The organism is Bradyrhizobium sp. Kon69 (assembly GCF_055807515.1).
In genome coordinates this window covers 1-310 of record NZ_JBVVOS010000234.1, presented here as the reverse complement: position 1 = coordinate 310, position 310 = coordinate 1, and the positions used below count along the sequence as shown (strand labels likewise).

Here is a 310-nt window from a genome sequence, read left to right as displayed (position 1 = left end):
AAAGCCCAGCCCGCCGGAATACGCCGCCAACGCGGCGGCCTGGCCCACCGAGGAAGCGCCGGAAGTGGACTGCGATTGCACCACCACCATGGCGTCGGTAAGGGCTTGCGGCCCGGCGCCGAAGCCGATACGCCAACCCGTCATGGCGTAGGTCTTGGATACGCCACCCACCAAAAGGCAACGCGCCTGCAGGTCCGGGGCGACATTCAACAGGTTCAGAGCGGGGCGACCGTCAAAACGGGCCGACGCTGTCGATGCCTGGCTGACGCAAGCGTCGGAACTGGAGGCCCTGTATCAAGCGCCCTTGAGC

1 protein-coding gene is annotated in these 310 nt (G+C 66.5%); it reads right to left on the bottom strand.

Annotation, left to right across the window (positions count from 1 at the left end; genetic code table 11):
• Positions 1-210 (bottom strand): aminotransferase class I/II-fold pyridoxal phosphate-dependent enzyme (locus tag AC0L3U_RS38970; protein WP_473365052.1); only part of this gene is annotated, 210 nt, incomplete at its 3' end.
• Positions 211-310 lie beyond the last annotated feature (100 nt).